This is a genomic window from Polaromonas sp. P1_G2 (assembly GCF_056405515.1).
Map to the genome: position 1 here is coordinate 1 of NZ_JBFUBY010000215.1, position 7087 is coordinate 7087.

The window sequence follows — 7087 nt, forward strand, 5'->3', positions numbered from 1 at the left end:
GCCCAAGGAAGATGCGGTCGCCTCGGAAGTGCACCGGGATGGTGCGCGCCACGCGGGCGACGCCGGGTCCGTCGTCCAGGGATACACCGGCCAGCGCCGCGGCATGGGCGCTCAGGCGATAGAGCGCGCCGGAATCCAGGTAGTGGTAGCCCAGCCGGTGGGCCGCGAGGGCCGCCAGCGTGCCTTTGCCGGATGCGGTCGGGCCGTCAATGCAGATGACGGGAATGTGCGCGGCGCCGGCCTGGGCCACCTCGAACAGGGCTTCGAAGTAGTCGGGGAAGGTCTTGGCCACGCACTTGGGATCCAGGATGCGCACCGGCAACTGCGCCGGGTTGAAGGCCGCGAGCGAAAAGCACATGGCCACGCGGTGGTCGTCGTAGGTATGGACCGCGCCTGTCGTCCACCGGGCGGGCGGGGTGATCTTGAGGTAGTCGGCGCCTTCCTCGACCACGGCGCCGAATTTTTGCAGCTCGCAGGCCATGGCGGCGATGCGGTCGGTTTCCTTGACGCGCCAGCTGGCGATGTTGCGCAAGGTGGTGGTGCCGTCGGCGTACAAGGCCATCACGGCCAGCGTCATGGCGGCGTCGGGGATGTGGTTGCAGTCCAGGTCTATGGCCTTGAGCGGCCAGGCGCCGCGCGAGATGCGCAGCGAATTGGGCGTGCTGGCGACCCGCGCGCSCATCATTTCGGCGGCTTCGACGAAGCGGATGTCGCCCTGGATGGAGGCCGCGCCCACGCCCAGGATTTCGATGCCGGCGTGGCCCGGGGACGCGGCCGCGATGGCGCCCAGCGCGATGAAATAACTGGCCGAAGAGGCGTCGCCCTCGACATGGATCTCGCCCGGCGACTGGTAGCGGCTGCCGGCGGGGATGGTGAAGCGTTCCCAGCCTTCGCGGCGGACGTCTATGCCGAAGCGCTGGAGCAGTTTGAGCGTGATTTCAATATAGGGCCGGGAAATCAGCTCACCGACGACTTCAATGTGGATGTCCTGTTTTGCGACCAGCGGCAGGGCCATCAGCAGGGAGGTCAGGAACTGGCTGGACACGTCGCCGCGCACCCGTATCGGTTCTTGCAGCTGGAGTTGCCCGGGGCGCAGGCGCAGCGGCGGAAAACCTTCGTTGCCGAGGTAGTCGATGGCGCAGCCCAGTTGCCTGAGCGCGTCGACCAGGTCGCCTATGGGCCTCTCGTGCATGCGCGGCACGCCGGAGAGCTCGAACTCCCCGCCCAGCAGGGCCAGGGCCGCCGTCAGGGGGCGCATGGCCGTGCCGGCGTTGCCCATGAACAGCTTGGCCGGAGTCTGGACGGGTTTGCCGCCCAGGCCGCTGATGACGGCGGTGGTGCCGTGCTGCGTGACGCTGCAGCCGAGCTGCCTCAATGCGGCCAGCATCACGGCGGTGTCGTCGGAAGCGAGCAGGTCGTGCACCGTGGTGTCGCCGTGGCTCAGGGCGGCCAGCAGCAGCACGCGGTTGGAAATGCTTTTGGAGCCGGGCAGGCGGACGGTGCCGCCCGCGCTGCTCAGAGGCGGAATGTCCAGGAACTCGGTATCGAACATGGACCGCGGATTATTTGTGCGATTTTTGCGAGGAGATGCGCCAGTTGGCCCGGGTCTCGCTGGCCTGCTCGATCATGGCTTCCAGGGCGTCGCCGCTGCTGCTGGAAATCAGCTGCTCGAGTGACTGCAGGGTCTCCTGGAAAATTTTGGATTGAGCCAGCAGTTCTTCGCGGTTGGCGATCAGGATGTCGCGCCACATTTTCGGGTCGCTGGCGGCGATGCGCGTGAAGTCCCGGAAGCCCGGGCCGGCCAGCGACATGTAGTCCTTGCCGTGCTCCTGCCCGGTGATGCCGTTGATCAGGGCGAACGCGATCAGGTGCGGCAGGTGGCTGACGGCGGCATAGGCCGCGTCATGCRCCTGGGGCGACATCTTGAGGACGTGGCAGCCCAGGGCGGTCCAAACGTCGACGGCTTTCTGGAGCTGGACCGTGAAGGTGYGCTCAATGGGCGTCAGGATGACCTGCTTGCCGGCGTAGAGGTCGACGTCGGCATGCTCGACGCCCGAAACCTCCTTGCCGGTGATCGGGTGGCAGGGCACGAAGGAGCCGACGTTGTCGCGCAGCACGCGCCGTGCCGCATCCACCACGTCGCGCTTGGTCGAGCCGACGTCCATGATCAGCGTATTCGGGCCGACCAGATGGCGGATGGCCTTGAAGGTGGCCTCGGTCGCGGAAACCGGCACGGCCAGCAGCACGATGTCGGCGCCCGAGACCGCCAGAAGCGCCGAGGGCGCCTCGACGTCGATTACGYCCATCTGGCGCGCCCGCTCCGTGGTGGAGGGGGATTTGCTGTAGCCGACGACGCGCTTGACCAGGCCGGCGCGTTTGAGCGCCAGCGCGAAAGAGCCACCCATCAGGCCGCATCCAATGAGACCTAATTGTTCAAACATGTCGTGGCACCAGGAGAGTTGTGAGTCGTTGCATTAATCGCCGATGGGATAGGTTCCGAGGACCTTGTAAAAGGCGCACAGCTGCTGCAGATCGGCCAGCGCGGCTTTGACATGGTCCTGGGACGGGTGACCTTGCAGGTCAATGTAAAAGTAGTATTCCCACTGGCCGGACCGCGCCGGGCGCGATTCAAAACGAGTCATGGAGACGCCGTGGGCCTTCAGCGGCATCAGGATGTCGTGGACGGCGCCGGGGCGATTGGGCACGGAGACGACCAGGCTCACGCAATCTTTGCCGGATGCGGGCGGGGAGGGCAATGTCTGGGGCAGGCAGACCACGGCAAAACGCGTGCGGTTGAAGGCATCGTCCTGGATGGCGTGGGCCGCCGTGTAAAGGCCGAACTGGGTGGCCGCGCGCTCGCCGGCGATGCCGGCCCAGGCCGGGTTGGTGGTGGCCAGCCGCGCGCCTTCGGCGTTGCTGGAGGCCGTGCGGCGGTCCACGTTGGGCAGGTGTGTCGTCAGCCAGCCCTGGCATTGGGCCAGCGCCTGGGGGTGGGCATAGACGGCTTCTATGCCGTCCAGGGATTCCGAAAGCCGCAGCAAGTTGTGGCGCACCATCAGGCTGACTTCGCCGACGATGTGCAGGGGAGAGTTCAGGAACAGGTCGAGCGAGCGCGACACCACGCCTTCGGTGGAGTTTTCCACCGGCACGACACCATAGCTGGCACTGCCGGCCGCGGTGGCGCGAAAAACCTCGTCGATGCTGACGCAGGGCACGTGCTCGATGCTGGCGCCGAAAAATTGCAGCGCCGCCTGCTCGCTGAAGGTACCGGCGGGGCCCAGGTAGGCGACGCGCACCGGAGATTCCAGGGCCAGGCAGGCCGACATGATTTCGCGCCAGACGGCGGCGACGTGCTCGTTCTTGAGAGGGCCCTGGTTGGCCTTCTGGATCTGCTCAATCACCTGGGCGACCCGGTCGGGGCGGAAGAAAGGTGTGCCTTCGCGTTTCTTGACCTCGCCCACCTGCTCGGCGACCTGGGCACGGCGGTTCAGCAGGGCAAGCAGTTCCCTGTCCAGGGCGTCGATCTGGACGCGTAAATCAGCGAGGTTGGCAGTCATATCAGGGGCCGTCCGGCCGCGCCAGGTGCACTGAACGCCCCTCAGGGGCAGTGAACGCGGCGGGCATGGGGGTATTTCATCCTAGGCGTGTTTTTGTTCGAATTCTCGCATGTACGCCACCAACGCCTCCACACCGGCGAGCGGCATGGCGTTGTAGATGCTGGCGCGCATGCCGCCTACCGACTTGTGGCCCTTGAGCTGCAACAGGCCGCCGGCCTTGGCGCCGGCCAGGAAAACGTCGTTGCGCGACTCGTCGCGCAGGAAAAAAGGCACGTTCATGCGCGAGCGGCAATCCTTGCCGACCTTGTTCATATAGAACTGCGAACCGTCGATCGCGTCGTAAAGCAGTTGCGCCTTGGCAAGGTTGCGTTTTTCCATGGCCGCGATGCCGCTGGCCGAGCCCTCTTTCTGGCGCTTGAGCCACTGAAAGGTCAGACCTGCGATATAGATGGCGTAGGTGGGCGGCGTGTTGTACATCGACTGGTTGTCCGCGACCGTCTTGTAGTCGAAAGCGCTGGGGCAGGCCGGCAAGGCGTGGCCGAGCAGGTCCTCACGGATGACCACCAGTGTCACGCCGGCGGGGCCGAGGTTTTTTTGCGCGCCGCCGAACGCCAGGCCAACGCGGGACCAGTCGACGGGCCGGGAGGCCACGTGGGACGAGAAGTCAATCACCAGGGGCGCGTCGCTCCCCAGGGCTTTGAGGTCCGGCAGGCTCTGGAATTCCACGCCGTTAATGGTTTCGTTGGTGCACAGGTGCACGTAGGCCGCATCCGGCCGGAGCTTCCAGCCCGAAGCCGGAGGTAGCAGTGTGTGCCCGTTGTCCGCATTGCTGGCGGCGACCTGCACGTCGCAGTACTTGCGTGCTTCTTTTTGCGACTTGTCGCTCCAGCTGCCGGTCACCACAAAATCGGCGGAGCGCCCGCGCGAAAGGTTCAAGGGGACGATGGCGTTCTCGGCCAGGCCGCCGCCCTGCATGAACAGGATCTTGAAATGTGCCGGAACGGCCATGAGTTCGCGGAAATCGGCTTCAGCGGCCTCATAGATGGAGATGAATTCCTTGCCGCGATGGCTCATCTCCATCACGCTCATGCCGCTGCCCCGCCAGTCCAGCATTTCGCCCGCCGCCTGCTGCAAGACCTCCTCGGGGAGGTTGGCCGGGCCGGCGGAAAAATTGAAGGGACGGGTCATTTCTTCGCGGGTGGCTTGGCTGCTCCGGGGGCAGGGCCGGTACCGACGATCTTCACCGCGGTTTCGTCGAACTGCTTGATGCGCGCCACCACGTCGGTGCGCGAGGCCTCGACCAGTTTTTGCACGAAAACATTGCCGAGTCCAGGCGCGGTGGCCTGGTATTTTTTGATGGCGGGAGATTCAAAGAAGGCGGCGATTTGCTGCAATTCTTCCAGGGTGAAGCGCTCCGCGTAGGCGGGGACCAGCGACTCGGTGCTGACCTTGCCGACCTGCTTGCCGATCAGCTGGCTGGCATCGTCGGCGTACTTCTTGAGCTCGGCGTTGAGGTCTTCCGAGGCTTTTTTCTGCTTGGCCTTGGGGACGTTGGCTTCCAGCTGGGGGCCCCATTTCATGATCAGCTCCTGGGCCGTGCTGCCGGCCAGTTGGCCGACCAGACGGTCGAGCTCGGGGCCTTGCTGCAGGGCAACCACTTTTTTGGCCAGTTCGGTTTTGGGATCGGTCTGGGCGTGGACGGCGGCGCCGCAGGTCATGCCGACGATCGCGAGGGTGGTGATCAGTTTCTTCATCAATTGCTTTCCGTGTTGGAGGCGTCTGTGCCGGTGTCGTTTTCGGTGTCGATATCGTCCAGCGTGGCATCGTTTTCGACGATGCGCTGCAGGCCGCTTAATTGTGAGCCCTCATCCAGGCCGATCAGAGTAACACCCTGTGTAGCCCTGCCCATCTCACGGATTTCGCTGACGCGCGTGCGCACCAGCACGCCCTTGTCGGTGATCAGCATGATCTCGTCGTCGACGTGGACCAGCGTGGCGGCCACAACCTTGCCGTTGCGCTCGCTCTGCTGGATGGCGATCATGCCTTTGGTGCCGCGGCCGTGGCGCGTGTACTCGGTGATGGAGGTGCGTTTGCCGAAGCCGTTCTGGGTGGCTGTCAGCACGCTTTGCTGCTCGTCCTCGGCTACCAGCATGGCGATCACGCCCTGGCCGTCTTCGAGCATCATGCCGCGCACGCCGCGCGCGTTGCGGCCCATGGGGCGCACATCGTTCTCATCGAAACGCACGGCCTTGCCGCCGTCGCTGAACAGCATCACGTCGTGTTTGCCGTCGGTCAGCGACGCGCCTATCAGGTAGTCGCCCGCATCCAAGTCCACGGCGATGATGCCGGCCTTGCGCGGGTTGCTGAACTCGTTGAGGGCGGTCTTCTTCACGGTGCCCATGGAGGTGGCCATGAAGACGTACTGGTCGGCCGGGAAGCTGCGCTTTTCACCTGTCAGCGGCAGGACCACGGTGATTTTTTCGCCTTCCTGCAGCGGGAACATGTTCACGATCGGCCGGCCACGGGAGCCACGCGACCCTGCCGGAACCTCCCAGACCTTGAGCCAGTAGAGCCGGCCGCGGTTGGAGAAGCACAGGATGTAGTCGTGCGTGTTGGCGATAAACAGCTGGTCGACCCAGTCGTCGTCCTTGGTGGCGGTGGCCTGCTTGCCGCGGCCGCCGCGTTTTTGCGCCCGGTATTCCGACAGCGGCTGGCTCTTGATGTAGCCGGTGTGCGAGAGCGTCACCACCATGTCGGTGGGGGTGATCAGGTCTTCGGTGCTGAGGTCGAAGGAACTGTGCTCTATGTGGCTGCGCCGCGCGCCCAGCTTGGTCTGGCCGAACTCCAGCTTGATCGCGGAGAGCTCTTCTCCAATGATGATGGACACGCGCTCGGGTTTGGCCAGGATGTCGAGCAGGTCGTCGATCTCGGCCATGACTTCCTTGTACTCGGCCACGATCTTGTCCTGCTCCAGGCCGGTGAGGCGCTGCAGGCGCATCTGCAGGATTTCCTGGGCCTGGGTTTCCGACAGCCGGTACAGGCCGTCGTTGCCCATGCCGAACTCCTTCTCGAGGCCGTCGGGGCGGTAGTCGTCGGCGTTGACGATGCCGCCGTCGGCGCGCGTGCGGGTGAGCATTTCGCGCACCAGACTGCTGTCCCAGGGGCGCAGCATCAGTTCGGCCTTGGCCACAGGCGGCGTGGGCGCGTTGCGGATGATGGCGATGAAGTCGTCGATGTTGGCCAGGGCGACTGCCAGGCCTTCCAGCACGTGGCCGCGTTCGCGCGCCTTGCGCAGCGTGAACACCGTGCGGCGCGTCACCACTTCGCGGCGGTGCGAGAGGAAGACCTGGACCAGGTCTTTCAGATTGCACAGCTTGGGCTGGCCGTTGACCAGCGCCACCATGTTGATGCCGAAGGTGTCCTGCAGTTGGGTCTGCTTGTACAGGTTGTTCAGCACCACTTCGGGCACCTCACCGCGCTTGAGCTCGATGACCAGGCGCATGCCGGATTTGTCGCTCTCGTCCTGGATG

The 7087-nt window shown here is 64.9% G+C and carries 6 protein-coding genes; all 6 read right to left on the minus strand.

Going from position 1 to position 7087, the window contains the following annotated elements; translation table 11 throughout:
• On the minus strand, nt 1-1552 hold a 1552-nt coding region (locus AC1D0P_RS18810), incomplete at its 3' end, for a bifunctional 3-phosphoshikimate 1-carboxyvinyltransferase/cytidylate kinase (RefSeq protein WP_477678147.1).
• A gap of 10 nt (nt 1553-1562) precedes the next feature.
• On the minus strand, nt 1563-2441 hold the full coding sequence (locus AC1D0P_RS18815) for a prephenate dehydrogenase (protein WP_477678148.1): 879 nt from the start codon (nt 2439-2441) through the stop codon (nt 1563-1565).
• A 33-nt stretch (nt 2442-2474) separates the two neighbouring features.
• Nucleotides 2475-3557 (minus strand): prephenate dehydratase, encoded by a 1083-nt coding sequence (gene pheA / locus AC1D0P_RS18820; RefSeq protein ID WP_477678149.1) that lies wholly within the window; start codon nt 3555-3557, stop codon nt 2475-2477.
• Nucleotides 3558-3638: 81 nt separating this feature from the next.
• A complete protein-coding gene (gene serC / locus AC1D0P_RS18825; protein ID WP_477678150.1) occupies nt 3639-4745 on the minus strand; it encodes a 3-phosphoserine/phosphohydroxythreonine transaminase in 1107 nt (368 codons plus the stop codon).
• A complete protein-coding gene (locus AC1D0P_RS18830) occupies nt 4742-5311 on the minus strand; it encodes a DUF2059 domain-containing protein (RefSeq protein WP_477678151.1) in 570 nt (189 codons plus the stop codon). The genes serC and AC1D0P_RS18830 overlap by 4 nt, the downstream gene beginning before the upstream one ends.
• A partial coding sequence (locus AC1D0P_RS18835) for a DNA gyrase C-terminal beta-propeller domain-containing protein (RefSeq protein ID WP_477678152.1) occupies nt 5311-7087 on the minus strand: 1777 nt, incomplete at its 5' end. The genes AC1D0P_RS18835 and AC1D0P_RS18830, both read right to left, overlap by 1 nt.